Here is a 24,452-nt window from a genome sequence, read left to right on the forward strand (position 1 = left end):
GGGTGAAGGCGGATCACCTTAAGATTACTCGCATGACTTCTCCTGCTCAGCCCGGCGCCCAGAATCTCTCCAGCGAGCGTGAGCCCGCAGTCCTCGAGGCGGTGTCGACCGGGTACCCGGCGGCCCTGAGCGATCTGGGTCAGCTCGTGCGCATTCCCGGGATGGCATGGCCCGCTTTCGATCAGACGCAACTCGAGCGCAGTTCCGCGGCTGTCGCGGCTCTCGCCGAGGCGACGGGCGTCTTCGACGAGGTGCGCGTGCTGCGGGCCGCGATCCCCGGAACCGATGAGGTCGGGCAGCCGGCCGTTCTCGCGACGCGTGCAGCGCGCAACGGCAAGCCCACGATCCTCCTCTACGCGCACCACGACGTGCAGCCTCCCGGAGACGACGCCCTCTGGGAGACCCCGCCGTTCGAGCCGACCGTGCGCGACGGTCGCCTGTACGGTCGCGGCGCGGCAGACGACAAGGCCGGGATCATGGCGCACATCGCCTCGATCCGGGCGGTCGCCGAGGTGATCGGCGACGACCTCGAACTCGGGATCGCGATGTTCATCGAGGGGGAGGAGGAGTACGGTTCCCGCTCCTTCGCGCAGTTCCTCGCCGACAACAAGGACGCGCTGCGTGCGGATGCCATCGTCGTCGCCGACTCGGGCAACTGGGATTCCGTGACGCCCGGGCTCACCGTCTCGCTGCGCGGCAACGCCCGCTTCACGGTGCGCGTGCGCACACTCGACCACGCTTCGCACTCGGGGATGTTCGGTGGTGCCGTGCCCGACGCGATGATGGCCACGGTGCGGATGCTGTCGACGCTCTGGAACGAGGACGGCTCGGTGGCGGTCGAGGGACTGGCGGAGCGGGAGGCGGAGACTCCCGAGTACACGGAGGAGACACTGCGCGACGAGGCGGGCCTCCTCGCCGGGGTCTCGCCGATCGGCGACGGCACGATCCTGAGCCGGATCTGGAACAAGCCCTCGGTCACCGTGATCGGCATCGACGCCACGAGCGTCGCGGCGGCCTCGAACACGCTGCTTCCCGAGGTGAGCGTCGTCATCAGCGCGCGCGTCGCACCGGGACAGTCGGGCGAGGACGCCTACGCGGCGCTGGAGGCGCATCTGCGCGCGAACGCCCCGTTCGGCGCCGAGCTGACCTTCTCGGACGTCGACCTCGGCAACGGCTTCCTCGTCGACACCAGCGGATGGGCGGTGGCGCTCACCCGCGAGGCGATGCACGACGGGTACGGAGTGGCGCCGATCGACCTGGGCGTCGGTGGATCCATCCCGTTCATCGCCGACCTCGTGCGCGAGTTCCCCGACGCGCAGATCCTGGTCACGGGTGTCGAGGACCCGCACTCGCGGGCGCACAGCCCGAACGAGTCGCTGCACCTCGACACCTTCCGACACGCCGTGGCGACCGAAGCGCTGCTGCTGTCTCGCATGAACGACATCGTCATCTGAACCGATCCGATCTGCCGCGTCGTCGATCACACCCGCCCCGTGATCGACGACGCGGGGTAAAATCGATACACCTGCCGTGCGAGCGCGGCCCGTCACAAGGAGCGATATGAGCGACACCACACTGACTTCTGCAGAGACCACTCAGGCACACGGCGTGAAGCTGACCGACGCCGCGGCCGTCAAGGTCAAGAACCTCCTCGAGCAGGAAGGCCGCGACGACCTCCGTCTGCGCGTCGCCGTCCAGCCCGGTGGGTGCTCCGGCCTGATCTACCAGCTCTACTTCGACGAGCGTTTCCTCGAGGGCGACGAGACCGTCGACTTCGACGGCGTCGAGGTCATCATCGACAACATGAGCGTCCCGTATCTCGACGGCGCATCGATCGACTTCAAGGACACGATCTCGGAGCAGGGCTTCACGATCGACAACCCGAACGCCGCGGGCAGCTGCGCCTGTGGAGACAGCTTCCACTGATCCGTTCGACCTCGCCAACCTGCGTGGTTGGCATGAATCAGGTGTGAGGTTGCCCTAGACTTGGGTGTGCCCTGTCCGCAATCTGAAAGGTGCATCGTGCCCTCGAAACGCCGCCTTCGTTGGGCCGCCCTCCCTGTGGGAGTAGCGGCAGCCGTGGCCCTGGCGGGATGTACTCCCACCGAGCTCCATGGCTACCTCCCGGGGTTCGTAGAGGACGGTACCGCCGCCACAAACCAGACCGACCGTGTCGCGTCGCTCTGGGTGAACTCCTGGATCGTCCTCCTCGCGGTGGGCGTCATCACCTGGGGTCTGATGGCCTGGGCCGCGATCGCGTACCGCCGCCGCAAGGGCCAGACCGGCCTGCCGGTGCAGATGCGGTACAACATGCCGATCGAGATCTTCTACACGATCGTGCCGCTGATCCTGGTCCTCGGGATGTTCTTCTTCACGGCTCGCGATCAGACCGCGATCGAGACGAAGTGGGATGACCCCGACGTCGAGATCACGGCCATCGCCAAGCAGTGGGCCTGGGACTTCCAGTACGACGGCGAAGAGGACGACAACGCCGACGCCGTGTGGACCATGGGCATCCAGGCCCAGCCCGACGCCGACGGCAACATCGACCAGGAGCAGCTGCCGACACTGGTGCTGCCGGTCGACAAGAAGGTCACGATCGACCTCCAGTCTCGTGACGTGATCCACTCCTTCTGGATCATCGACTTCCTGTACAAGAAGGACATGTACATCGGGAAGGACAACTCCTGGTCGTTCATCCCGACACGAGTCGGCGAATACGCCGGAAAGTGCGCCGAGCTCTGCGGCGAGTACCACTCGATGATGCTCTTCAACGTGAAGGTCGTCGAGCAGGACGAATACGACGCCTACCTCGAGTCGCTCGAGCAGGCCGGCAACACGGGTGACATCACCGACGCGTACGACCGTCTGGCGAACTATCCCGGCACCACCGCGCAGAACGACTCCGAAGAAGGAGAGGAGTAAGCCATGTCGACCACAGAAGCACCCCGCACCGACGAGGCCCCTCGCTCCCGTCCGTCCGCACTGCCCGCGCGCCAGGCCGCTCTCATGAGCTCCTCGCGCGTCGAGCAGAAGGGCAACATCGTCGTCAAGTGGATCACCTCCACCGACCACAAGACGATCGGGTACATGTACCTGATCGCGTCGGTGCTGTTCTTCCTCCTCGGCGGCGTCATGGCGCTCGTCATCCGTGCAGAGCTGTTCGCTCCCGGGATGCAGATCATCCCGACGAAGGAGCAGTACAACCAGCTGTTCACGATGCACGGCACGATCATGCTGCTGATGTTCGCGACGCCGCTGTTCGCAGGCTTCGCGAATGCGATCCTGCCGCTGCAGATCGGTGCACCGGACGTCGCATTCCCGCGTCTGAACGCCTTCGCGTTCTGGCTCTTCCTCTTCGGCTCGACGATCGCCGTCGCCGGTTTCCTCACGCCGCAGGGTGCCGCATCGTTCGGCTGGTTCGCCTATCAGCCGCTGGCGAGCGCATCCTTCTCACCGGGTGCCGGTGGAAACCTCTGGATGCTCGGTCTCGGCATCTCGGGCTTCGGAACCATCCTCGGTGCCGTGAACTTCATCACGACGATCATCACGATGCGCGCTCCGGGTATGACGATGTGGCGCATGCCGATCTTCACGTGGAACACGCTCATCACGAGCCTCCTGATCCTCATGGCGTTCCCGGTGCTCGCCGCCGCGATCTTCGCCGCCGGCGCCGACCGCGTGCTCGGTGCGCACATCTACGACCCGGCGAACGGTGGAGTCCTTCTCTGGCAGCACCTGTTCTGGTTCTTCGGGCACCCTGAGGTCTACATCATCGCCCTGCCGTTCTTCGGAATCGTCTCGGAGATCTTCCCGGTCTTCAGCCGCAAGCCGATCTTCGGGTACAAGACCCTGGTCTACGCGACGATCGCGATCGCCGCTCTGTCCGTCGCCGTCTGGGCGCACCACATGTACGTCACCGGGTCCGTCCTGCTGCCGTTCTTCGCCCTCATGACCATGCTCATCGCGGTGCCCACCGGTGTGAAGATCTTCAACTGGATCGGAACGCTCTGGCGAGGCTCTGTGACGTTCGAGACCCCGATGGTCTTCGCCCTCGGCTTCCTCGTCTCCTTCGTCTTCGGTGGTCTCACGGGTGTCATCCTCGCGGCCCCGCCGCTCGACTTCGCGCTGTCCGACTCGTACTTCGTGGTCGCGCACTTCCACTACGTCGTCTTCGGCACCGTCGTGTTCGCGATGTTCGCGGGCTTCTACTTCTGGTGGCCGAAGTGGACCGGACGCATGCTCAACGAGCGCCTCGGCTACGTGCACTTCTGGATGCTGTTCATCGGCTTCCACATGACCTTCCTCATCCAGCACTGGCTGGGTGTCGACGGCATGGTCCGTCGCTACGCGGACTACTCCGCGGCAGACGGCTGGACCTGGGGCAACCAGGTGTCGACGATCGGTGCGATCATCCTCGGCGCGTCGATGCTGCCGTTCTTCCTGAACGTGTGGATCACGTCGCGCAAGGCGCCGAAGGTCACGGTCAACGACCCGTGGGGTTACGGCGCATCGCTCGAGTGGGCCACGTCGTGCCCGCCGCCGCGACACAACTTCACGTCGATCCCGCGCATCCGCAGTGAGCGTCCGGCATTCGACCTGAACCACCCGGAGGCGGCCGAGTTCACGACCACCGTCCCCGGCGAGCGAGAGGGCCACTGAGCCATGCGCGACAACGTCATCCTCTGGTGGGTCCTCACCGCCTTCTTCGCCCTGGTCGGCGTCGTGTACACCGGCTGGCACATCCTCGCCACGCCCGCGGACAACTTCGCCGCGCGCATCGAGTGGGTCGGCACCGTGGCGCTGTTCTTCGCGGCGTTCATGGGCGCGATGATCGCGTTCTACCTGGACCGCACGCACAAGGCTCAGAACGGTGAGCTGCCGGAAGACATCCTCACCAGCGACATCGATGACGGAGACCCCGAACTGGGTGAGTTCAGCCCGTGGTCGTGGTGGCCGCTGGTTCTCGCCGGTTCCGCTGCGGTGTTCGTGGTCGGCCTGGCTGTGGGGCACTTCCTGCTCCCGATCGGACTCGCGATCTTCGTCATCGCGATCGTCGGCTGGGTGTACGAGTACTACCGCGGCAACTTCGCTCGCTGAGACACGTCATCAGAAAGGCCCCGGGATTCATTCCGGGGCCTTTCTGTTTCCCTGCGTCTCAGGCGTGGGTTCGGACTCTCGGGATGCCGGTGAGAGGGTCGACGGGGCGTCGGTGGACCCCGTCGGCATCCTCGACCGGATACCCCTCACGGACCCAGTACTCGAACCCGCCGATCATCTCTCGGACCTCGTAACCCAGCTTCGCGAACTCGAGCGCGCCCTTGACGCCGGCGTTGCAACCGGGGCTCCAACAGTAGACGACGACCGAGGTGTCGGCGGGTATCTCGCGAGGCGCACGGGCTGCGATCTCGCTGTAGTGCATGTGCACGGCCCCGGCGACGCGCCCCTGCGCCCATGCCGCCTCCGAACGCACGTCGATGATGACGGGCCTGTCATCGGACGAGAGCGCGGCGTAGGCGTCGCTGGCGTCGGTCTCGTAGGCGAGTCTGGCGGCGTAATAGTCGGCACGATCGATCATGACGCCAGCCTAGAAGGCGCGATGTCCGGCCCGCCGCCGTCTTTCGGACGCGGGCGCATGCCTTCCTGCCAACCTGCGCGGGGCGCGTAGATCCGCGAGCTGTGAACCTCAGAGCTCTGCGGTCATCTGCAGGCGTCGACCATAGCGATCGAGGCCCAGTTCGGCTTCCGTGTCGACGAGCCCCCGCTGGAACGCCGTCTCTGGGAGGCTCTCGAGGAAGCCGCAGGACGCGTAGAACGGGGCATTCCAGGGAACCTCCGCATATGTGCGCAGGGTGATCCGGGTATACCCGCGCTCTCGCGCCTCAGCGAGCGCAGCGTCGACGAGGAGACGCCCGAAACCCTGTCGTCCCGACGCCGGGAGCACCGACAGCTGTTCGAGATGGGCGTGTCCGTCTGCATCGAGAACGTGAACGAAGCCGACGGGGGAGGAGTCGACCGGATCCTCGAGAAGCAGCACGAATCCGGGACCGCCCAGTCGCTCGAGGGCATCCCCGGCAGGGGGCCACTCGGGTGCGCCGAGGCTGTCGGTGAGCAGGGCGTCGGCGTGCGCTTCGATCATCCCGATGATCTGAGCGTCATCCGCGAGCGCCGGACGGATCACGGCGCTCATCGGATGCCTTCCTCGACGGGTGCGACGTCCGCGACGTCCGCGACGGCGGCGACGGCTTCGATCTCGACGAGTTGGTGCTCGTAGCCGAGGACAGTCACTCCGAGAAGCGTGCTCGGCGCGTCGTGTGAGCCGAACGCCGTGTGGATGACGTCCCAGGCAGTGACGAGATCTGCCTGCCGCGTCGATGCGACCAGGACTCGTGTGCTGATCACGTCTGTCAATGCGGCACCGCTGGCGCGTAGCGCGGCCTGCAGCGTCTCGATGCAGCGCGCGGCCTGCGCGGCGTAGTCGCCAGGAGCAGTGGTCGTGCCGTCGTCCTCGAGCGGGCAGGCCCCGGCGAGGATCAGCCGAGAAGTGGCGGGAGCGGTGGCGGCATACGCGTAGGGAGCGGCGGCGAGGTCGGTCGAACGGATGAGTTGGACTGCGGAGCTCATGCCACGATCCTTGCATGCCGAGATGGGAGGTGCCCGGACAGAAGAAAGGCCCCGTCCGAAGCGGACAGGGCCTTTCACGGGGGAGGGGCGGACTTACTCGCCCTCCTCCGTCTTCTTCTTGCGAGGCTTCTTCACCGGCTCCGTGGAGATGACCGTGCTCGGTGTGTTGGGCGTCTCGTCGACGTGCGTCTCGCTCACCGTGAGCGGGGCGTCCGGGAACCCGGCGCGTTCGTGCGCGCCCTGGATCTCGGCGGCCTCGGTCTCCTCGGTGTGAGCCGTGACGTGGTGCTGGTGAGCATCTGCGGCCTCGATCTCGGCCTGCGTGAGCGGGGCGAGACGGTCCTCGAAGAACCAGCGCGACACGGAGGAGCGCAGGTTCTCAGTCCACGAGATGCGGCCCTTGGCGTTCGGACGGACGACGAGCGGCTCGTAGCCGTCGACATCGATGAGCTTCCAACGGTCGTACTTGTCGACCGGCTGGTGCACCTCGATGAACTCGCCGCCGGGGAGACGCACGATGCGGCCGGACTCGTAGCCGTGCAGCACGATCTCGCGGTCCTTCTTCTGCAGAGCGATCGCGATGCGCTTCGTGACGAAGTATCCGAGGATCGGGCCGACGAACAGCAGTGCCTGCAGGGTGTGGATCACACCTTCCATCGTGAGCATGAAATGCGTCGCGATGAGGTCGGAGGATGCCGCAGCCCAGAGCACTGCGTAGAAGATGACGCCGGCCACGCCGATGGCGGTGCGGGTCGCGGCGTTGCGGGGACGCTGTGCGATGTGGTGCTCGCGCTTGTCGCCCGTGACCCACGCCTCGAGGAAGGGGTAGATCGCGACGAGCACGATGAACAGACCGAGCACCGCGACCGGGAGCAGGATGCCGAACGACCAGGTGCGGTCGAGGAACACCACGTCGAGGTTCGACGGAGCGAGTCGGAGCGCACCGTCCGCGAAGCCGATGTACCAGTCGGGCTGGGTACCGGCGGACACGGGAGACGGGTCGTAGGGGCCGTAGTTCCAGATCGGGTTGATCTGGAAGAACGTCGCGATCAGCACGATCGTGCCGAAGACGATGAACAGGTAGCCGCCCATCTTCGACATGTAGACCGGCATCATCGGGTAGCCCACGACGTTGTCGTTCGTGCGGCCGGGACCGGCGAACTGCGTGTGCTTGTTGACGATCATCAGCATCAGGTGCACGACGATCAGGCCGATGACCAGCAACGGCAGCAGCAGGATGTGCAGCGTGTAGAGGCGGCCGACGATGTCGGTGCCCGGGAACTCGCCGCCGAAGAGGAGGAACGAGATCCAGGTTCCCACGACCGGGAAGCCCTTGATCATGCCGTCGATGATGCGGAGGCCGTTGCCCGAGAGCAGGTCGTCGGGGAGCGAGTAGCCGGTGAAGCCCTCGGCCATGGCCAGGATGAACAGCACGAAGCCGATGACCCAGTTGAGCTCGCGCGGCTTGCGGAACGCCCCGGTGAAGAAGACGCGCAGCATGTGCACGCCGATACCGGCGACGAACACCAGAGCGGCCCAGTGGTGGATCTGGCGGACCAGGAGACCACCGCGGAGGTCGAACGAGATGTGCAGTGACGATTCGAGGGCAGCCGACATCTCGATGCCACGCATCGGGGCGTAGGCACCGGTGTAGTGCGTCTCGACCATGGATGCCTGGAAGAAGAACGTCAGGAAGGTTCCGGACAGGAACACGACCACGAAGCTCCACAGCGCGATCTCGCCGAGCATGAACGACCAGTGGTCGGGGAAGATCTTGCGTCCGAGCTCCTTGACGAAGCCGGAGATGCTGGTGCGCTCATCGATGTAGTTCGACGCGGCGCCGACGAATCGGCCGCCGAGAGGCGCCTTGTTGTCCTTGTCCTCTTTGGACAGCGTTGCGGTGCTCAATGGCGCTCCCAGAAGCTCGGGCCGACGGGCTCGGTGAAGTCACTGCGTGCGATGAGGTAGCCCTCGTCGTCGACGGTGATGGGCAGCTGCGGCAGCGGACGTGCGGCAGGTCCGAAGATGACCTTGGCGTGATCCGTGACGTCGAACTGCGACTGGTGGCAGGGGCAGAGGAGGTGGTGGGTCTGCTGCTCGTACAGCGCCACGGGGCAGCCGACGTGGGTGCAGACCTTCGAGTACGCGACGATGCCGTCGTACGACCAGTCCTTGCGGTCTTCCGCCTCGGTCAGCTGCTCGGGGCGCAGGCGCATCATCAGCACGATGGCCTTGGCCTTCTCCTCGAGGTAGCCATCGTGGTGGCTGAGGTCTGCGAGGTCTTCCGGGATCACATGGAACGCGGAGCCGAGGGTGACGTCCGCTGCGCGGATCGGCGTGCCGTCGGGGTCGCGCACCAGGCGCGCGCCCTTCTCCCACATGGTGTGCTTGAGCAGCGCGACCGGGTCGCCGGCCGTCGGGTCGTCGGGGGTGCTGTGCGGGGCGAGCCCGCGGAACAGCGTCACGCCGGGGATGATCGAGGCCACGATCGCTGCGAACAGCGAGTTGCGGATCATCGTGCGACGTCCGAAGCCGGATTCCTCGTTGGCGGTGGCGAATGCCTCGACGACGGCCTCACGGGTCGAGTCCTTGCCCCGCGTCGGGTGGCGGTGCTCGATGTGCTCCTTGTCGCTCATCAGAGCCTTGGACCAGTGGATCGCACCGATTCCGATCGCGAGCAGCGCGAGCGAGATGCCGAGACCGATGAAGAGGTTGTTCTGACGGATGTCGATGAGCGCGCCGCTCTCGATGGGGAAGAGCATGTAGGCGGCGACCGCCCAGATGCTTCCTGCCAGCGAGAGATAGAACAGGGTGTAGACCGTGCGCTCCGCAGCCTTCTCGGCGCGCGGGTCCTTGTCGGTCATCCGCGCGCGGTGCGGCGGCAGCCCGGGGTTCTGCACGGGATCGCTGACTGCGACACCCAGCCCCGGAGAGGGCTGGTAGGCCCTGTCAAGAGCCTGCGAGTCGTCGTCGTGTGCCATGGTGCTCCTCGTACGTTCCTCTTCGATGAATAAGCGTCAGTTGGACTTCGCCGTGATCCACACGGTGATGGCGACGAGCGCGCCGATTCCGAAGATCCAGACGAACAGGCCCTCGGACACGGGACCCAGCGAACCGAGCGAGAAGCCGCCGATCTGCACCGACTGCTGCTGGTAGAGCAGAGCCGAGATGATGTCGCGCTTGTCCTCGTCGGACAGGTTCATGTCGCCGAAGACGGGCATGTTCTGGGGGCCGGTGACCATCGCGGCGTACATGTGCAGCGCGCTGGTCTCGGTGAGTGCCGGGGCGTACTTGCCCTCGGTGAGTGCGCCACCCGCGGCGGCCACGTTGTGGCACATCGCGCAGTTGACGCGGAACAGCTCTGCCCCGTTCGCGACATCGCCCTCCCCGTCGAGGATGTGCTTGTCGGGGAACGTCGGGCCGGGAGCGGACTCCTGCACGAACGACGAGATCGCGAGGATCTGGTCCTCGGTGAACTGCGGCTGCTTCTGCGGCGCCTGCGGTCCCTGCATCTGCAGGGGCATACGACCCGTGGAGAGCTGGAACTCCGTCGCGAGCTCACCCACGCCGTAGAGGCTGGGGCCGTTGGCGGTGCCCTGCAGGTCGAGTCCGTGACAGGTCGCGCAGTTCGCCTGGAACAGCTTCTCGCCGTCCTCGACGGTGAGCGTGCTCTCCGCAGCGGTCGTGGTGTCGGTCGCGGCGAACGCGGCCGATGCGCCGGCGTACACGGCGCCGGTGATCATGAGTCCTGCTCCGATGAGGGCCACCGCAGCCAGGGGGCTGCGACGACCGTTCGAACGGCGCTTCTTCTCTCGTGCCATCTCGGGGATCAGCTCCGCTCTTATTTCAGGAAGTAGATAACGACGAACAGCACGATCCAGACGACGTCGACGAAGTGCCAGTAGTAGGACACCACGATCGAGGAGGTCGCCTCCTTGTGCCGGAAATTCTTGACGGCGTACGCACGTCCGATGACGAGCAGGAACGCGATGAGGCCGCCGGTGACGTGCAGTGCGTGGAAGCCGGTCGTCAGGTAGAACGCCGAGGCGTACGAGTCGGCGCTGATCGGCATGCCTTCAGCGACGAGCGTCGCGTACTCCCAGACCTGACCGGCGACGAAGATCGAGCCGAGAGCGAAGGTGAGGAAGAACCACTCGACCATGCCCCAGCCGAAGAGGCGACGGCGTCCCGCGCCGTTCTTCTGGCCCTTGGCGATCCGGTAGGGCTGCAGATCCTCGGCTGCGAACACGCCCATCTGGCACGTGAACGAGGAGAGCACCAGGATGGCCGTGTTGACGAACGCGAACGGAACGTTCAGCAGTTCTGTGCGGTCGGCCCAGAGCTCGGGGGAGGTGCTGCGGAGCGTGAAGTAGATCGCGAAGAGTCCCGCGAAGAACATCACCTCGCTGCCGAGCCACACAATGGTGCCGACAGCTACCGGGTTGGGGCGCTTGATCGTTCTTGCCGCCGGGGCATACGTCGCTGAGGTCGTCACCCTTCCATTATGGCCGATCCCCGGGCGTGATTCTCGCACCGACGACCCTCAAATGGACCGGATTCGACTTAGGCGACCCTAAGAAAACACTGCGAATCCTCGGTGAATCCGCGGGAAACGGGGGATGCCGCGAGCGGGACCACTCGTGTGGAAGAGTCTGCACGTTTTCCCCGCGCCGATAGGATCGCACACATGGCTGATTCCCTGACCTGGTCCGACGTGCTCACCACTCTTCTGGAGCGTCGCGACCTCAGCGTCTGGGAGTCGACGTGGGCGATGCGGAAGATCATGCGCGGGGATGTCACCGAGGCACAGCTCGCGGGCTTCCTCGTGGCGCTGCGCGCCAAGGGCGAGACCATCGACGAGATCGTCGGCTTCCGCGACGCGATCCTCGAAGCCGCCGTTCCTCTTCCCGTCTCGCCCGATGTGCTCGACATCGTCGGCACCGGAGGCGACCGTGTCGGAACAGTGAACGTGTCGACCACCGCGGCGGTGATCATCGGCGCGACCGGAGTGCCCGTGGTGAAGCACGGCAACCGAGCGGCGAGTTCGTCGTCGGGGTCGTCCGACGTGCTCAGCGCGCTCGGTCTCGAGTTGACGCTCGATCCCGCGTCGGTCGCATCGATCCTCGACAGGACCGGCATCACGTTCGCCTGGGCGGGTGCCTTCCACCCCGGCTTCAAGCACGCCGGTGCCGTGCGCGCCGAGCTCGGGGTGCCGACGGTCTTCAACATGCTCGGCCCGCTCTGCAACCCGGCGCGCGCCGAGGCGAACGCGGTCGGAGTCGCACAGCTCGAGCGGGTGCCGCTGATCACGGGCGTGTTCCGCACGCGCGGCGCGACCGCGCTGGTGTTCCGCGGCGACGACGGTCTCGACGAGCTGACGACGACAGGTCACAGCCGCATCTGGGAGGTCACCCGAGGCGACATCCACGAGCACGATCTCGACCCGCGTGACCTCGGCATCCCACTCGCAGACCTGTCCGATCTCATCGGGGGATCGCCGGAGCACAATGCCGAGGTGCTCCGCCGGACGCTCTCGGGTGAGATCGGCCCGGTCCGCGACATCGTGCTGCTGAACGCGGCCGCGGGCATCGTCGCCTACGAGCTCTCCCAGGACGCGAATCAGGTGCAGCGCCCGATTCTCGAGCGGCTGCGCGAGGGGTACGCCCGTGCGGCGGCGGCCGTCGACGACGGTCGCGCCGCTGCGAAGCTCGATGAGTGGATCGGCGTGAGCCGGGAACTCGCCACGGCGTAGGTCGGACATGGACCCGGTCGCCGCGCTGCTCGAGATCGCATCGCTGCTCGAGCGCGAGCGGGCGTCTCGGTATCGGGCTAAGGCGTTCCGTCAGGCGGCGGCCACTCTGCAGCAGCTGCCGGATGACGTCCGCTCAGACCCGACGAGGCTCCGCGCAGCCAAGGGCATCGGCGAGTCGACGTTCGCGGTCATCCGGCAGGCGCAGGGGGGAGAGGTCCCCGACTATCTGGTGGAGCTGCGCGGCGAGGTCGAACCGGAGATCGTGTCGGAGCTCAGGGGAAAGCTGCGCGGCGATCTGCACGCGCATACGGACTGGTCCGACGGCACGACGTCGATCCCCGTGATGGCGGCCGCAGCGCGAGCGCTGGGGCACCAGTATCAGGCAGTGACGGATCACTCGCCGCGGCTCAGGGTGGCGCGTGGTCTGTCTGCAGAGCGGCTGCGGGAGCAGATGCCGCTCGTCCGAGCCGAGTCGGGGGAGGGTTTCACTCTTCTCGCCGGCATCGAGGTCGACATCCTCGACGACGGTGGGCTCGACCAGGAGGACACGCTGCTCGGCGAGCTCGACATCGTCGTGGCGTCCGTCCACTCGAAGCTGCGGATGGACGCGAGGCCGATGACCGCGCGCATGATCGCGGCGGTGTCGAATCCCCGAGTCAACGTTCTCGGGCACTGCACGGGGCGCCTCGTGCAGGGTGAGCGCGGAACTCGACCGGCTTCCGCCTTCGATGCCGAAGCGGTCTTCGCCGCGTGCGCGGACAACGGCGTCGCCGTCGAGATCAACTCCCGACCGGAGCGGCAGGATCCGCCGGACGAGCTCATCGAGATCGCGCTCGAGGCGGGATGCCTCTTCTCCATAGACTCCGACGCCCACGCTCCGGGGCAGCTGTCGCTGCTCGACCACGGGGCCGTCCGAGCGGAACGTGCCGGCGTGCCCGCATCGCGCATCATCACGACCTGGGGGCTCGAGCGTCTTCTCGCCTGGGCCGGTTGACCACGGGGCCCGAGGGCGTGGGCGAGGTCGCTCAGTCTCCCGTCGTCGCCACGGCGGCGATCGCGCGGGTCATCGAGGTGCCGAGGTTCCACTTCTCCGCGACAGCGGTCGCCGCATCGACCTCCGACGGATCCAGCGGACGGAGCGCGGCATCGGGGGCGGTGATCTCGAGAGCGGTCGCGACGGCGACGACCGTCGGCGCGACATCGAGGTAGTCCGATGCGGCGAGCACCTTGGCCCGCACGCCGGCGCTCATGCCTTCACCGGCTTCGGCGGCGGCGCGGATTCCCGTGAGGTCTCCGTGCGCCTGCAGCAGGGTGGCCGCCGTCTTCTCGCCGACCCCGGCGACGCCGGGCAGGCCGTCGGATGCGTCGCCGCGCATCGTGGCGAAGTCGGCGTACTGGCTCGGCAGCACTCCGTACTTGGCGACGACGACCGAATCCGTGATGATCTCGAGGTTGCTCATGCCGCGCGCCGTATAGACGACGCGTACGTCCCGCGCATCATCGACGAGTTGGAAGAGGTCGCGATCCCCCGTGACGATGTCGACCGGCATGGTGGCGTGCGTCGCCAGGGTGCCGATCACATCGTCGGCCTCGTGCTCGGCGACGCCGATGATCGGAATCCCGAGCAGCCCGAGGGTCTCGCGGATCAGAGGGATCTGCGCCTCGAGCGGATCCGGCACCTCCTCGACGTCGGGTCCGGCCGGGACGGCCTCCAGCACGCGATGCGACTTGTAGCTCGGGATCAGATCGACCCTCCACTGCGGACGCCAGTCGTCGTCCCAGCAGGCCACGACGTGGGTCGGTTCGTACAGTGTCACGAGCTTCGCGACGATGTCGAGCAGGCCCCGCACCGCGTTGATCGGCGAGCCGTCGGGAGCCGTCACCTTGTCGGGCACGCCGTAGAAGGCGCGGAAGTAGAGGCTTGCGGTGTCGAGCAGGAGGAGCTTGTCGGCGCGAGGCATGAGCACAGTCTTGCAGTGCCCGCCGGATTCCGTCATCGTCATCCTCCGTCGGCGCCCGACATCTGATAGCCTGAAGTGTCACTCGTGGCGTGCCTGTGCATGCCCTCGTGGCATCGAACACCCCATCAACCGCTGTGGAGCATGCTGTCGGACGTGCGCGTCCGTTGCCCCGCAGCCCGAGACTCCATTCAACAAGGACAACCCACTACATGACTACCGCAACGACCGCCCCGGCCACCAAGCAGGTCGCCATCAACGACATCGGATCTGCTGAGGACTTCCTGGCCGCGGTCGAGAAGACCCTGAAGTTCTTCAACGACGGCGACATCATCGAAGGCACGATCGTCAAGATCGACCGCGACGAGGTCCTGCTCGATGTCGGATACAAGACCGAGGGTGTCATCCCCTCGCGCGAGCTCTCGATCAAGCACGACGTCGACCCCAACGAGGTCGTCAAGGTCGGCGACGAGGTCGAGGCCCTGGTTCTCCAGAAGGAGGACAAGGAAGGCCGTCTGATCCTCTCCAAGAAGCGTGCTCAGTACGAGCGTGCCTGGGGAGACGTCGAGAAGATCAAGGAGAACGACGGCGTCGTCACCGGCACCGTCATCGAGGTCGTCAAGGGTGGCCTCATCGTCGACATCGGCCTCCGTGGCTTCCTCCCGGCCTCGCTCATCGAGCTGCGCCGCGTCCGCGACCTCACGCCGTACCTCGGCCAGGAGATCGAGGCGAAGATCCTCGAGCTCGACAAGAACCGCAACAACGTGGTCCTGTCGCGCCGCGCTCTGCTCGAGCAGACGCAGTCCGAGTCGCGCACGACGTTCCTCAACAACCTGCACAAGGGTCAGGTCCGCAAGGGTGTCGTCTCGTCGATCGTCAACTTCGGTGCGTTCGTCGACCTGGGTGGCGTGGACGGCCTCGTGCACGTCTCCGAGCTGTCCTGGAAGCACATCGAGCACGCCTCCGAGGTCGTCGAGGTGGGCCAGGAGGTCACCGTCGAGATCCTCGAGGTCGACCTCGACCGCGAGCGCGTCTCCCTGTCGCTGAAGGCGACGCAGGAGGACCCGTGGCAGGTCTTCGCCCGTACCCACGCGATCGGTCAGGTCACGCCGGGTAAGGTCACCAAGCTCGTTCCGTTCGGTGCGTTCGTGCGCGTCGCAGACGGCATCGAGGGCCTCGTCCACATCTCCGAGCTCTCCAGCAAGCACGTCGAGCTGGCCGAGCAGGTCGTCTCCGTCGGCGAAGAGGTGTTCGTCAAGGTCATCGACATCGACCTCGAGCGTCGCCGCATCTCGCTGTCGCTGAAGCAGGCCAACGAGTCGGTCGACCCCAACGGCACCGAGTTCGACCCGGCTCTCTACGGCATGCTCGCTGAGTACGACGAGAACGGCGAGTACAAGTACCCGGAGGGCTTCGACGCCGAGACCGGTGCGTGGAAGGACGGCTTCGACGCTCAGCGCGAGGCATGGGAGCAGGAGTACGCTGCAGCCCAGGCTCGCTGGGAGGCTCACAAGGCTCAGGTCACCAAGGCGGCCGAGGCCGAGGCTGCTGCCGGCGAGGACTTCGGCGGCCAGGCGTTCTCGAGCGAATCCGCCGGTGCGGGCACGCTCGCTGACGACGAGGCACTCGCGGCTCTGCGCGAGAAGCTCTCGGGCGGCAACGCGTAAGCATCACGCTTTCTGGAACGGGCCGTCATCCTTCGGGATGGCGGCCCGTTCTGCGTATCCGCCCGTCTCGGTGGAGCGCGCAAGGGTACGTGACCGAACATTACGTTCGCATTCGTCACATTTCGCCCGGTTGGACAGCATAGGGACATGACCTCTCTGCTCTCCGCGCCCTCGACGGCGCGCGGTCCGGCCGTCGCCGGCACTGCGCAGCCCGTGCGTCTGCAGGGTGTGGAACGCAGCTTCCCGATCGTGCGCAGCCGCCGCGATGTCCTCCGAAGTGTCGACGTCGACGTCGCCGCCGGCGAGATCGTGGCGATCGTGGGGCCGTCCGGATGCGGGAAGTCGACGCTCCTGCGCCTCGTCGGCGGGCTGGATGCGCCGACGGGCGGACGCATCCTGATCGATGACTCCGGTGTCGCCGACGTCGACGAGCGCACCGCGATCGCCTTCCAGGAGCCGCGGCTCCTGCCGTGGCGAACCATCGCGCAGAATGTCGAGCTCGGACTTCCCCGCGGCACCGCGCGCCGTGAGGGCCGCGAACGTGTGCGCGAGCTGCTCGCTCTCGTCGGACTCGAGCAGGCGGCCGACCAGCGCCCGCGCGAGGTGTCGGGGGGAATGGCGCAGCGCGCCTCCCTGGCCCGCGCGCTCGCCCGCAACCCCGGCGTCCTTCTGCTCGACGAGCCCTTCGGCGCGCTCGACGCCCTCACGCGACTGCGAATGCACGATCTCCTCCTGAAGATCCACGCCGCAGAGCCCACCACCGTCCTCCTCGTCACCCACGACGTCGAAGAGGCCCTCTACCTGGCCGATCGCGTGCTGCTGCTGCGCACGCTGGTCGGCGACGCCGAGTCGGATGCGCCATCCATCGCGCGAACGATCACCGTGCCCGGCATCCGCCCCCGTGACCGCGCCGATCGCGGTCTCGCGAACCTCCGTGCCGAGCTCCTCGAAGGACTCGGCGTCGACACCCATCACAGCACCGCCACCGAGGAGACCCGATGAGCACCATCACCCGCCGAATCGTCCCTGCGATCGCCATCGCCGGGACGATGATGCTCGTCGCGACCGGCTGCGTCGCCGGTGAGAACGCCACGGCCTCCGACTCGAACGACGACACGGCGGCGACCGGCGAGTGGTCTTCGGACACGCTGTCGATCGACTTCGCCACGTACAACCCGCTCAGCCTCGTGATCCGCGACCAGGGAATCCTCGAGGACATCCTGGGCGACGACGTCGACGTCGAGTGGGTGCAGTCCGCCGGCTCCAACAAGGCGAACGAGCTGCTGCGCTCCGGATCGATCGACGTGGGGTCGACCGCCGGTTCGGCCGCGCTTCTCGCGCGCTCGAACGGCTCGCCGATCCAGGTCATCGACATCTTCTCGCAGCCCGAATGGTCGGCGATCGTCGTCGGTCCTGACAGCGACATCACGTCGGTCGAGGATCTCGCGGGCAAGTCGGTCGCCGCGACCAAGGGCACGGACCCCTACTTCTTCCTGCTGCAGTCGCTCGAGGAGGCGGGCCTCTCGGTCGACGACGTCGAGGTGCAGAACCTCCAGCACGCCGACGGGCGCGCTGCGCTCGACGGCGGATCGGTCGATGCCTGGGCCGGACTCGACCCGATCATGGCCGCGGCCGAGGTGGAGTCGGGCGACCAGCTGATCTACCGCAACGTCGACTTCAACACGTACGGGTTCCTGAACGCCACCGAGGACTTCATCGAGAACCACGCCGATCTCGCTCAGGCCGTCGTCGACGCCTACGAGCAGGCGCGCGAGTGGGCCCTCGAGAACCCCGATGAGACGGCTGCGCTGCTCGCCGAGGTCGCAGGCATCGACATCGCGGTCGCGGAGACCGTGATCACCGAGCGCTCGAACCTCGACGTGAGCGGAATCCCGGGCGACGATCAGATCGCCGTGCTCGAGAAGATCGCGCCCGTGCTCGTCGACTCCGGTGATGTCCAGGGCGGCAAGGATTCGGTCGACAAGGCGCTCGACTCGATCGTGAACGCGACGTTCGCCGAGAAGGCGGTCGGGGGCGAGTGATCCTTCCCGACCAGCGCGTGGTGGTGCCCGCGGACACGAGGGACGCGCTCGACGCCGCCCGCGGCGTCCGTCGGCACCCTGAGGTGGGCGCTCGGCACGCGTGGGACCGCCCGGTCGTGCGCGTCATCGGCGGGTTCCTGCTGCCCGTCCTCATCGTCATCGCCTGGCAGATCGTGACGACCACCGGAATCGTCGCGCCCTACCTCCTCCCGTCTCCGGAGTCCGTCATCGCCGCCGGTGTCGAGCTGGCCGAGCGCGGGCAGCTCTGGACGCACATCGCGATCTCGGTGCAGCGCGTGCTGCTCGGTTTCGCGATCGGATCCGTGATCGGACTCGCGATCGCCGGTGTCGTCGGGCTCTCGCGGATCGGCGACGTGCTGCTCAGTCCCACGCTTTCGGCGGTCCGAGCTGTGCCGTCGCTGGCCTGGGTGCCGCTGCTGATCCTGTGGATGCAGATCGGCGAGGAGTCCAAGGTGACCCTGATCGCCATCGGCGCGTTCTTCCCGGTCTACACGACGGTCGCCTCGGCGCTCCGACACGTCGATCCTCAGCTCGTCGAGGCCGGACGCTCGTTCAGCCTCCGAGGCTGGTCACTGTTCCGCACCGTGCAGCTGCCCGCGGTCGTGCCCTCGGTCGTCGCAGGCCTTCGACTCGCACTCGCGCAGGCGTGGCTGTTCCTCGTCGCCGCTGAGCTGATCGCCTCGTCGATGGGACTCGGGTTCCTGCTCACGGACTCGCAGAACAGCGGACGAGTGGACAGGATCATCCTGTCGATCGTCCTGCTCGCGCTCCTCGGGACGATCACCAACGCCCTTCTCGTGCTGGTCGAGAAGTATCTGCTCCGACGGTGGGTGTGACGGTGAGTGAAGCACGACTGCACGAGACCCGCACATACCCGGCGCCCGCAGGGTTCGCCTCGACGGCGAACGTGACCGCCGAGGCCTATGCGCGAGCCGCCGCCGATCCGACCCTCTTCTGGGAGAAGGCGGCCGCGCGGCTCGACTGGGCCGAGCCCTGGCATACGGCTCACGAATGGGATCCGCCCGTGGGGGATGCCGTTCCGGCCGCGCGATGGTTCGTCGGCGGACGGCTCAATGTCGCGTACAACTGCGTCGACCGCCACGTCGAGGCCGGCCGCGGTGACAAGGTCGCGCTGCACTTCGAGGGCGAGCCGGGCGACCGCATCGCCGTGACCTACTCCGACCTCCAGAACAGGGTGTCGCGCGCGGCGAATGCGCTGATCGCACTCGGCATCCGGCCGGGCGACCGCGTCGTGGTCTATCTCCCCGTGCTGGTCGAGACGGTCGTCATCACGCTCGCCTGTGCGCGCATCGGCGCCGTGCACTCGCTCGTGTTCGGCGGGTTCTCCGCCGAGGCGGTGCGATTCCGGCTCGCCGACACCGGTGCCAAGCTGCTCGTCACGAGTGACGGCCAGTTCCGCCGCGGCACCGCGACCGAGGTCAAGTCCACCGCCGATGTCGCGGCCGCCGACCTCCCCGACCTCGAGCACGTCCTCGTGCTCCGCCGCACCGGGCAGGACGTGCCCTGGACCGAGGGACGCGACGTGTGGTGGCACGACGTCGTCGACACCGCCTCCTCAGAGCATGAGCCTCAGGCGTTCGATGCCGAGCATCCGCTCTTCATCATCTACACGTCGGGCACGACGGGGAAGCCGAAGGGGCTCGTCCACACGTCCGGCGGGTACCTCACGCACGCGAGTTGGGCGCACTGGGCCCACTTCGACGCGAAGCCCGATGACGTGCACTGGTGCACGGCGGATCTCGCCTGGGTGACCGCCCATACGTACGAGATCTACGGTCCGCTCTCGAACGGGCTGACGCAGGTCATCTACGAGGGCACGCCGGACACGCCGAGCCGCGAGCGACATCTCGAGATCATCGAGCGCTACGGAGTCACCGTCTACTACACCGCGCCCACGCTCATCCGCACCTTCATGACCTGGTTCGGCGCCGATCTGCCGGAGGGGCACGACCTGTCGTCGCTTCGCCTGCTGGGCACGGTCGGTGAGGCGATCAACCCCGAGGCGTGGATCTGGTTCCGCCGGAACTTCGGGCGCGACGAGCTCCCGGTGATCGACACCTGGTGGCAGTCCGAGACCGGGGCGGCGATGATCGCACCGCTTCCCGGCGTCACGACGCTCAAGCCCGGATCGGCGTCCGTGCCCCTGCCGGGCATCGACGCGACGGTCGTCGACGCGAACGGCGATGAGGTGGCGCCGGGAAGATCCGGCACGCTCGTCGTGCGCCGTCCGTGGCCGGGGATGGCGCGGACCGTGTGGGGCAACCCGCAGCGCTACCGCGACGCGTATTGGTCGGCGTATGCCGGACGCGGTGAGCACGGCGGATACTACGTCGCCGGTGACGGGGCGACCCGAGACGCCGACGGGTACATCTGGATCCTCGGTCGACTCGACGATGTCGTGAACGTGTCGGGACACCGCCTCTCGACGATCGAGATCGAATCCGCCCTCGTGGCGCATGACACGGTCGGCGAGGCGGGCACCGCCGGCGTGGCCGATGCGGTCACCGGGCAGGCCGTGGTCGCATTCGTCACCGCATCCGGACGCTCTGAGGTCTCGACCAGCGAGCTCCGAGGTCAGGTCGCCACCGCCATCGGCCCTGTCGCCAAGCCGAAGCACATCGTCGTGGTGCCCGATCTGCCGAAGACCCGTTCGGGCAAGATCATGCGGCGGCTGCTGGCACAGCTCTGGGAAGCTGAGCAGGACCGACGAGCTGGACGCGCACCCGCGCCGCTCGGAGACACGACATCGCTGCAGAACCCGTGGGCCGTCGACGACATCGCCGCCGTGCTCGAGAACGCTGAACTGAGGACACCATGACGGAAGAACATCGCTTCGGATTCCGGACGAGGGCGCTGCACGCCGGCGGTACCCCCGATGCCGCCACGGGCGCCCGCGCGGTGCCGATCTACCAGACGACCTCGTTCGTCTTCGAGGATGCGGCGGATGCGGGCAACCTCTTCGCTCTGCAGAAGTACGGCAACATCTACTCCCGCATCGGCAACCCCACCGTCGCCGCACTCGAGGAGCGCCTCGCCTCGCTCGAGGGCGGGATCGGTGCCGTCGCCACCGCGTCGGGCATGAGCGCGGAGTTCATCACGTTCGCGGCGCTCGTCGGAGCGGGTGACCATGTGGTGGCCTCCGCCCAGCTGTACGGCGGCACGGTGACGCAGCTCGATGTGACGCTGCGCCGCTTCGGCGTCGAGACGACGTTCGTCGCCTCCACCGACCCTGCCGACTACGCAGCCGCGATCCGCCCCGAGACCAAGGTCGTCTACGTCGAGATGATCGGCAACCCGTCGGGCGAGATCGCCGATATCGAGGGGCTGGCCGAGGTCGCGCACGCGGCAGGGGTTCCTCTCGTGGTCGACGCGACCCTGGCCACGCCGTATCTCGCGCGTCCCCTCGAACACGGTGCCGACATCGTCATCCACTCGGTGACGAAGTTCCTCGGCGGCCACGGCACCACGCTCGGTGGCGTCGTGATCGAGAAGGGCACGTTCGACTGGGGCAGCGGACGGTTCCCGCAGATGACCGAGCCGGTCGAGTCCTACGGCGGCATCAAGTGGTGGGACAACTTCGGCGAGTACGGGTTCCTCACCAAGCTCCGTACCGAGCAGCTGCGCGACATCGGACCGGCGCTGAGCCCTCAGTCGGCGTTCAATCTGCTGCAGGGCATCGAGACGCTGCCGCAGCGCATCGACGCGCATCTCGCGAACGCCCGCATCGTCGCGGACTGGTTGGACTCCGATCCTCGCGTCGACTACGTGACCTGGGCGGGACTCGCAGGCCATCCTCACCATGAGCGAGCCGCGAAGTATCTGCCGCTCGGTCCGGGGTCAGTATTCGCCTTCGGCGTCAAGGCCGATGACGGGCGCGCGGCGGGGGAGAAGCTCATCGAGAACCTGCAGCTCGCTTCGCATCTGGCGAACATCGGGGACGCGAGGACGCTCGTCATCCATCCGGCATCCACGACCCACCGCCAGCTCACCGAGGCTCAGCTCGCGGCGGCCGGTGTTCGCCCCGACCTGATCCGCATCTCGGTCGGCCTCGAAGACGCCGATGACATCATCTGGGACCTCGACCAGGCCCTGACGACCGCGACGGGAGCGAACCGATGAGCTCGACGGATACGGGATCCACGGCATCCTGCGCCATTCCTGCGCCCACCGAGGCCGCGGCCTGCGAGCTGCCCGGTGCTGCTCCGGCGGTTCCGGGGCGGACGTGGATCGGCCCCGGCCAGCAGTCGCGGTTCGCGTTGCTTCGGCGCTCCACCTCCGTCGCCATCGTGGGAGCATCGAACAACCCGGCCCGAGCGTCGTACTTCGTCGGCACCTACCTGCTGTCGAGTTCGTCGTACGACGTCTACTTCGTCAATCCGCGCGAGACCGAGATCCTCGGGCAGCCGGTCTACGCGTCGCTCGCGGACCTTCCCGTGGTCCCCGACATCGTCGACGTCTTCCGCAGGCACGATGACCTGCCGGGCGTCGCGCAGGAGGCCGTCGACGTCGGCGCTCGTGCACTGTGGCTGCAGCTCGGATCGTGGAACGAGGATGCCGCTGCCGTCGCCGAGGCCGCGGGGCTCTCCGTCGTCATGGATCGATGCATCAAGATCGAGCATGCGCGGTTCCACGGTGGACTGCACCTCGCCGGATTCGACACCGGAGTGATCAGCTCGCGTCGGCAGCTGCTCGGCCGCTGAGCCTCCGCATCGCGGAAGCCTAGACTGGCGGGATGCCACTCATCGCGCTCACCGGCGGCATCGCGTCGGGGAAGTCGACCATCGCACGACGACTCGCCGAGCACGGGGCCACCATCGTGGATGCCGATCAGATCGTCCGCGATGTCCAGGCTCCGGGATCGCCCGTGCTCGCAGCGATCGCCTCGACGTTCGGCGCCGAGGTCATCGCGCCTGACGGCTCACTCGATCGGGCGGCCCTCGGCGCCGTCGTGTTCGCCGATAAGGACAAGCTCGGTCAACTGAACGCGATCGTGCATCCGGCGGTCCGCGCCGAATCGCAGCGACGCTTCGACGACGCGGGGCACCGTGATCCGCAGTCCGTGGTCGTGTACGACGTGCCGCTGCTCGTCGAGGCCAGGGTCGACGACCCCTGGGACCTGATCGTCGTCGCGCATGCGCCGGCCGACATCAGGAGGCGGCGACTCGTCGACCTGCGCGGGATGACCGACGCGGAAGCCGCGGGACGGATCGACGCCCAGGTGTCGGACGAGAAGCGGCTCGCCATCGCGGACGAGGTCATCGACACGTCCGGTTCGATCGAGGAGACGCTCGAGCAGACGGATGCTCTGTGGGAGCGGATCACGTCGCGGTGACGTTCTCCGGTCACGCGCCCGGCTCTCCTGAGTACCGACGGCTGATCGCCGGACTCTTCTTCGCAGGCATCGCGACCTTCGCGCAGCTCTACTCGCCGCAGGCCGTCCTGCCGGCGTTGTCGATCGACCTCGGCATCGCGCCGGCGTCGGCGGCACTCGCCGTGTCTGCGGCGACGCTCGGACTCGCTGCAGCCGTGATCCCGTGGTCTATGGTCGCGGATCGCCTCGGACGCGTGCAGGCCATGGCGATCGGCATCCTCACCGCGACGGCGCTCGGTCTCATCGCGCCGCTGAGCACGGGCCTGGAGATGCTGCTCGCGCTGCGGCTTCTCGAGGGGATGGCCCTCGGCGCGGTCCCGGCAGTGGCACTCGCCTACCTGAGCGAGGAGATACGTGCTCGCAACGAGGCGACCGCGGCGGGCAGCTACATCGCGGGCACGACGGTGGGGGGACTCCTCGGACGTATCGTGTCGGGAATCGTCGGTGAGCAGATCGGCTGGCGTGCCGGGATGTGGACGGTGGCGGCCGTGTGCGCCCTCGCGGCCGTGCTGTTCGTGTGGCTCGCGCCCCGGGCTCGAGGCTTCGTCCCGGGTAGACACCGCGAACACGCCGCAACCGGAATGCTGACCCGATTGCTGACGCCGCTGCGCTCGGCCACGCAGCTCGCGCTCTACGCTCAGGGCTTCCTTCTCATGGGCGCGTTCGTGGCGGTGTACAACTATCTCGGCTTCCATCTCGTCGAGCCGCCCTTCGCGCTTCCCGTCTGGCTCGTGACGCTGCTGTTCCTGGCCTACCTCGCCGGGACCGTGTCATCGCCCTGGGCGGGAGTGCTGGCCTCTCGGCTGGGGCGATTCCCGGTGCTGCTGGGATCGATCGCCGTGATGTCGGCGGGCGCGATGGCGATGCTCGCTCCCGTGACCCTCGTGGTGCTCGCCGGCCTCCTGCTCTTCACCGGGGGCTTCTTCGGGGCGCACGCGGTGGCGTCCGGCTGGGTGCCGGCTGCGGCCGATCCGGATCACCGGGCCCAGGCCTCCT

Annotated in this window: 24 protein-coding genes; 16 read left to right on the plus strand and 8 right to left on the minus strand. The window is 67.3% G+C overall.

Annotation, left to right across the window (positions count from 1 at the left end; all coding sequences use genetic code 11):
* Positions 1-32 precede the first annotated feature (32 nt).
* The 5 genes from RTM68_RS04310 (at position 33) to RTM68_RS04290 (ending at position 5,100) form a co-directional block, all read left to right on the plus strand.
* Complete coding sequence (locus RTM68_RS04310; RefSeq protein ID WP_312168615.1) at positions 33-1,454, plus strand: dipeptidase; 1,422 nt, start codon at positions 33-35, stop codon at positions 1,452-1,454.
* 106 nt (positions 1,455-1,560) lie between these two features.
* Positions 1,561-1,926 (plus strand): iron-sulfur cluster insertion protein ErpA, encoded by a 366-nt coding sequence (erpA, locus tag RTM68_RS04305; protein WP_194763425.1) that lies wholly within the window; start codon positions 1,561-1,563, stop codon positions 1,924-1,926.
* Positions 1,927-2,022: 96 nt separating this feature from the next.
* The gene (coxB, locus tag RTM68_RS04300) at positions 2,023-2,925 is read left to right on the plus strand and encodes a cytochrome c oxidase subunit II (protein ID WP_194763424.1); all 903 of its coding nucleotides are present in this window, start codon (positions 2,023-2,025) and stop codon (positions 2,923-2,925) included.
* A 3-nt stretch (positions 2,926-2,928) separates the two neighbouring features.
* Complete coding sequence (ctaD, locus tag RTM68_RS04295; RefSeq protein WP_194763423.1) at positions 2,929-4,662, plus strand: cytochrome c oxidase subunit I; 1,734 nt, start codon at positions 2,929-2,931, stop codon at positions 4,660-4,662.
* A 3-nt stretch (positions 4,663-4,665) separates the two neighbouring features.
* Positions 4,666-5,100: a cytochrome c oxidase subunit 4 gene (locus RTM68_RS04290; RefSeq protein ID WP_194763422.1), complete on the plus strand. Its 435-nt coding sequence runs from the start codon at positions 4,666-4,668 to the stop codon at positions 5,098-5,100.
* Positions 5,101-5,158: 58 nt separating this feature from the next.
* Here RTM68_RS04290 and RTM68_RS04285 read toward each other — a convergent pair whose 3' ends face one another.
* The 7 genes from RTM68_RS04285 to RTM68_RS04255 all read right to left on the minus strand — a co-directional run bounded on the left by RTM68_RS04285 (position 5,159) and on the right by RTM68_RS04255 (position 11,119).
* On the minus strand, positions 5,159-5,578 hold the full coding sequence (locus RTM68_RS04285) for a rhodanese-like domain-containing protein (RefSeq protein WP_312168612.1): 420 nt from the start codon (positions 5,576-5,578) through the stop codon (positions 5,159-5,161).
* Between the two features lie 108 nt (positions 5,579-5,686).
* On the minus strand, positions 5,687-6,190 hold the full coding sequence (locus RTM68_RS04280; RefSeq protein WP_312168609.1) for a GNAT family N-acetyltransferase: 504 nt from the start codon (positions 6,188-6,190) through the stop codon (positions 5,687-5,689).
* Positions 6,187-6,624, minus strand: coding sequence for a Rid family hydrolase (locus RTM68_RS04275; RefSeq protein WP_312168606.1), 438 nt, complete (start codon positions 6,622-6,624; stop codon positions 6,187-6,189). Before RTM68_RS04275 ends, RTM68_RS04280 begins: the two co-directional genes overlap by 4 nt.
* A gap of 93 nt (positions 6,625-6,717) precedes the next feature.
* The gene (locus tag RTM68_RS04270) at positions 6,718-8,532 is read right to left on the minus strand and encodes a cytochrome bc complex cytochrome b subunit (protein ID WP_312168603.1); all 1,815 of its coding nucleotides are present in this window, start codon (positions 8,530-8,532) and stop codon (positions 6,718-6,720) included.
* On the minus strand, positions 8,529-9,605 hold the full coding sequence (locus RTM68_RS04265) for a Rieske 2Fe-2S domain-containing protein (protein ID WP_312168601.1): 1,077 nt from the start codon (positions 9,603-9,605) through the stop codon (positions 8,529-8,531). The genes RTM68_RS04270 and RTM68_RS04265 overlap by 4 nt, the downstream gene beginning before the upstream one ends.
* A 36-nt stretch (positions 9,606-9,641) precedes the next feature.
* On the minus strand, positions 9,642-10,445 hold the full coding sequence (locus RTM68_RS04260) for a c-type cytochrome (protein WP_194763416.1): 804 nt from the start codon (positions 10,443-10,445) through the stop codon (positions 9,642-9,644).
* Positions 10,446-10,465: 20 nt separating this feature from the next.
* Positions 10,466-11,119 carry a heme-copper oxidase subunit III gene (locus RTM68_RS04255; RefSeq protein ID WP_194763415.1) on the minus strand — a complete coding sequence of 218 codons (654 nt, stop codon included), beginning with the start codon at positions 11,117-11,119 and terminating at the stop codon, positions 10,466-10,468.
* Between the two features lie 192 nt (positions 11,120-11,311).
* Between RTM68_RS04255 and trpD the strand changes: the two genes are divergently transcribed.
* Positions 11,312-12,376: an anthranilate phosphoribosyltransferase gene (gene trpD / locus RTM68_RS04250; protein ID WP_194763414.1), complete on the plus strand. Its 1,065-nt coding sequence runs from the start codon at positions 11,312-11,314 to the stop codon at positions 12,374-12,376.
* A 7-nt stretch (positions 12,377-12,383) separates the two neighbouring features.
* Complete coding sequence (locus RTM68_RS04245) at positions 12,384-13,370, plus strand: PHP domain-containing protein (protein WP_312168596.1); 987 nt, start codon at positions 12,384-12,386, stop codon at positions 13,368-13,370.
* 31 nt (positions 13,371-13,401) lie between these two features.
* On the opposite strand, the gene RTM68_RS04240 is transcribed toward RTM68_RS04245, so the two are convergent.
* Complete coding sequence (locus RTM68_RS04240; RefSeq protein WP_312168595.1) at positions 13,402-14,373, minus strand: 5'-3' exonuclease; 972 nt, start codon at positions 14,371-14,373, stop codon at positions 13,402-13,404.
* A gap of 173 nt (positions 14,374-14,546) precedes the next feature.
* Between RTM68_RS04240 and rpsA the strand changes: the two genes are divergently transcribed.
* The 9 genes from rpsA to RTM68_RS04195 form a co-directional block, all read left to right on the plus strand.
* The gene (gene rpsA, locus RTM68_RS04235) at positions 14,547-16,001 is read left to right on the plus strand and encodes a 30S ribosomal protein S1 (protein WP_194763411.1); all 1,455 of its coding nucleotides are present in this window, start codon (positions 14,547-14,549) and stop codon (positions 15,999-16,001) included.
* Between the two features lie 147 nt (positions 16,002-16,148).
* Positions 16,149-17,003: an ABC transporter ATP-binding protein gene (locus RTM68_RS04230; protein ID WP_312168591.1), complete on the plus strand. Its 855-nt coding sequence runs from the start codon at positions 16,149-16,151 to the stop codon at positions 17,001-17,003.
* Positions 17,000-18,043, plus strand: coding sequence for an aliphatic sulfonate ABC transporter substrate-binding protein (locus RTM68_RS04225; protein WP_312168588.1), 1,044 nt, complete (start codon positions 17,000-17,002; stop codon positions 18,041-18,043). Before RTM68_RS04230 ends, RTM68_RS04225 begins: the two co-directional genes overlap by 4 nt.
* Positions 18,040-18,900, plus strand: a complete 861-nt coding sequence (locus tag RTM68_RS04220) for an ABC transporter permease (RefSeq protein WP_396654182.1) — start codon at positions 18,040-18,042, stop codon at positions 18,898-18,900. Before RTM68_RS04225 ends, RTM68_RS04220 begins: the two co-directional genes overlap by 4 nt.
* Positions 18,891-20,903: an acetate--CoA ligase gene (acs, locus tag RTM68_RS04215; protein WP_396654181.1), complete on the plus strand. Its 2,013-nt coding sequence runs from the start codon at positions 18,891-18,893 to the stop codon at positions 20,901-20,903. The genes RTM68_RS04220 and acs overlap by 10 nt, the downstream gene beginning before the upstream one ends.
* Positions 20,900-22,204, plus strand: a complete 1,305-nt coding sequence (locus tag RTM68_RS04210; protein ID WP_312168584.1) for an O-acetylhomoserine aminocarboxypropyltransferase/cysteine synthase family protein — start codon at positions 20,900-20,902, stop codon at positions 22,202-22,204. The genes acs and RTM68_RS04210 overlap by 4 nt, the downstream gene beginning before the upstream one ends.
* Positions 22,201-22,785: a CoA-binding protein gene (locus tag RTM68_RS04205; RefSeq protein WP_312168582.1), complete on the plus strand. Its 585-nt coding sequence runs from the start codon at positions 22,201-22,203 to the stop codon at positions 22,783-22,785. The genes RTM68_RS04210 and RTM68_RS04205 overlap by 4 nt, the downstream gene beginning before the upstream one ends.
* Before the next feature lie 32 nt (positions 22,786-22,817).
* Positions 22,818-23,417, plus strand: a complete 600-nt coding sequence (gene coaE / locus RTM68_RS04200) for a dephospho-CoA kinase (RefSeq protein ID WP_312168580.1) — start codon at positions 22,818-22,820, stop codon at positions 23,415-23,417.
* Positions 23,393-24,452: MFS transporter (locus RTM68_RS04195; RefSeq protein ID WP_312168578.1), on the plus strand; the 1,060-nt coding region annotated here is incomplete at its 3' end. The genes coaE and RTM68_RS04195, both read left to right, overlap by 25 nt.

The sequence above is a fragment of the Microbacterium sp. genome (assembly GCF_031988965.1).
Lineage (GTDB): Bacteria > Actinomycetota > Actinomycetes > Actinomycetales > Microbacteriaceae > Microbacterium.